Origin of the sequence: Streptococcus oralis (assembly GCF_001578945.1) — a bacterium.
Lineage (GTDB): Bacteria > Bacillota > Bacilli > Lactobacillales > Streptococcaceae > Streptococcus > Streptococcus oralis_Q.
In genome coordinates, this window is the sequence record NZ_KQ969551.1 from 416,196 (window position 1) to 419,001 (window position 2,806).

The window sequence follows — 2,806 nt, forward strand, 5'->3', positions numbered from 1 at the left end:
CAAACGCTTAATCAACCACGGAGTATCAACGACGAATATATCTGTAGACATGTTGAAAAGTTCATCTGTTGATTTGGCATCAAAAAGTTTATGAGAAAGAACACGGTCTGTTTCATCCACTTCCAAGATAGCATTAACATCTGAAATACCTTTTTTAGGTAATTTCTTATAAACAACTGTAATCGGACGACCGGCAGTTGTATGCAAATGAAATACTTGATTAAGGTCAATATTCACCACGACATCACAGTTAAGTGCAACTGTCTGATTTGATCCTGAACGTTTTAAATAAGTGAGAAGCTGTTGATAATATTCTTTCCCAACTGTGCTACTTTCAACACGCGTATTATAAATACCTAGATAGTAGTGACTGAGAAGGGTAGATAAGCCCCACTCACGTCCTGAACGAATGTGGTCAAAGACTGAACTGATATTATCTTGTTGGAAAATTCCAAAGACACTACGAACACCAGCATTTGCAAGGCTAGAAAGAGGGAAGTCGATCAAACGATATTTTGCTCCAAATGGCAAGCTGGCTACTGGACGATGATCTGTCAAAGTTGACATATCGTGAAAACCAACGGTGTTTCCTAAAATGGCTGAATATTTATCAATCTTCATCTGTTGCTACCCCCACTACTTCATCATATCCTACTACTTGTACTTCGTCTGTTCCATCAATTTCGACACCTTCAGAAATAACAGCACCTTCACCAATGATGGCACGTTTAATTTTTGCACCTTTTCCGATAATGGCACCACTCATGATTACAGAGTCTACTACTTCAGCACCCTCACGTACTTGCGCTTCTGTTGAGAGAATGGAATGCTTAACAGTTCCATCCACGAGACAGCCATCCACAACTAAAGAATCTTCTACATGAGCGTGTTTTCCAATAAAGTTTGGTGGTGAAATCAAGTTCCGTGAGTAGATTTTCCACTGACGATCACGACTATCCAAAGCGTTGTTTGGATCAATGTATTCCATATTTGCTTCCCATAGAGACTCGATAGTACCAACGTCTTTCCAGTAGCCCTTGAATTCATAAGCATAGACGCTTTCCCCAGACTCAAGGTAATTTGGAATAACATTTTTACCAAAGTCTGACATATCTACCTTGTTCTTTTCAGCGGCAACTAGCATATTACGGAGACGTTGCCAATCAAAGATATAAATCCCCATAGAAGCTTTGGTAGACTTAGGTTCAGCTGGTTTTTCTTCAAATTCAACGATGCGATTATTGGCATCTGTATTCATGATACCAAAGCGACTAGCTTCTTTGAGAGGCACATCTAGAACAGCTACTGTCAAGCTGGCGTTGTTGTCCTTATGAGACTGAAGCATGTCATCATAGTCCATCTTGTAAATATGGTCACCAGAAAGGATCAAAACATATTCTGGGTTAATGCTGTCGATGTAGTCAATGTTTTGGTAGATAGCGTGGCTAGTTCCTTCAAACCAACGATTTCCCTCGCTTGCAGAGTAGGGTTGAAGGATAGAGACGCCTGAACCGATACCATCCAATCCCCAGCTAGAACCATTTCCGATATGGTTGTTCAAAGCAAGAGGTTGGTATTGTGTAATCACACCGACATTGTGAATCCCAGAGTTGGCACAGTTAGAGAGAGCAAAGTCAATGATACGGTAGCGCCCACCGAATTGCACTGCTGGTTTGGCAATGCTTTGAGTGAGTTTTCCGAGACGTGTTCCTTGCCCACCGGCAAGGATCAAAGCTAGCATTTCATTCTTCATTTTCTACTCCTTTTTGGGTTTTATTTGTGACAGTTTTAGTTGGTTTCAAGCGACGCTTGATCTTCCAGATACTTGCTCCCATAGCAGGCAAGGTAAAGGTTAAAGTTTGCTCATAATCTTTCCACAAGACTTCTTGGGTTCGAACTGTTTGGTTGTGTTCTTTCCAGACACCACCCCATTGTTCCAATTCTGTATTCCAAACTTCTTCATAAACTCCTGCGACAGGAAGTCCGATTGTAAAGTCTTTTCGTTCAACAGGTGCCATATTAAAGACACAGACTAATATTTCGTCCTTCTTGCCCTTACGAATAAAGGAGAGGACACTCTGATCTCTATTATCAGCATCGATAATCTCTATACCATCATAACTAGTATCAATTTCCCAAAGACAACGATTGTCTTTGTAGAATTGATTTAGCTGAGATGTGAAATGTTTCATCTTAGCATTCATTGGATCTTCTAAGTTAGACCATTCTAGCTGTTCTTCTGATTTCCATTCTAAGAACTGGCCATACTCACTACCCATGAACAATAGTTTCTTACCAGGATGACAAATTTGATAAGTGTAGAGATTTCGCAAGCCAGCGAATTGATTATAACGATCGCCCCACATCTTATGCATCATACTCTTTTTGCCATGAACGACTTCATCATGCGAGAACGGCAAGAGATAGTTTTCATTGAAAGCATACATAAAGCTGAAAGTCACAAGATTAAAGTCATACTTGCGGTAAATCGGATCTTCCTCGTAGAAACGAAGAATGTCGTTCATCCAGCCCATATTCCATTTATAGTCAAAGCCAAGGCCGCCCATTTCTTTCATGCCTGTAATCTTTGTCGCTGATGAACTTTCTTCTGCAATCATCATGATATCTGGATGAGCTAACTTAATCACTGTGTTTAAACGTTGAAGGAAATAATAACCTTCATAGTTAAGGTTTCCACCGTCTTTGTTTGGAGTCCAAGGAGCATTATCATAATCTAGATACAGCATATTGCTCACTGCATCGACCCGAATACCATCTAAGTGGTAAAAATCAATCCAAAATTTAA

General features: G+C 40.1%; 3 protein-coding genes. All 3 read right to left on the reverse strand.

What is annotated here, in order from left to right:
- On the reverse strand, window positions 1-621 hold a 621-nt coding region (gene glgD / locus SORDD16_RS04715; RefSeq protein ID WP_081215136.1), incomplete at its 3' end, for a glucose-1-phosphate adenylyltransferase subunit GlgD.
- Complete coding sequence (locus SORDD16_RS04720; RefSeq protein WP_061452555.1) at window positions 611-1,753, reverse strand: glucose-1-phosphate adenylyltransferase; 1,143 nt, start codon at window positions 1,751-1,753, stop codon at window positions 611-613. The genes SORDD16_RS04720 and glgD, both read right to left, overlap by 11 nt.
- Window positions 1,743-2,806: alpha amylase C-terminal domain-containing protein (locus tag SORDD16_RS10595; RefSeq protein WP_241733983.1), on the reverse strand; the 1,064-nt coding region annotated here is incomplete at its 5' end. The genes SORDD16_RS10595 and SORDD16_RS04720, both read right to left, overlap by 11 nt.

What these genes read in the sequence shown, in the direction of transcription:
- SORDD16_RS04720 (WP_061452555.1), bottom strand. Translation starts at nt 1,753, where the DNA reads ATGAAGAATGAAATGCTAGCTTTGATCCTTGCCGGTGGGCAAGGAACA.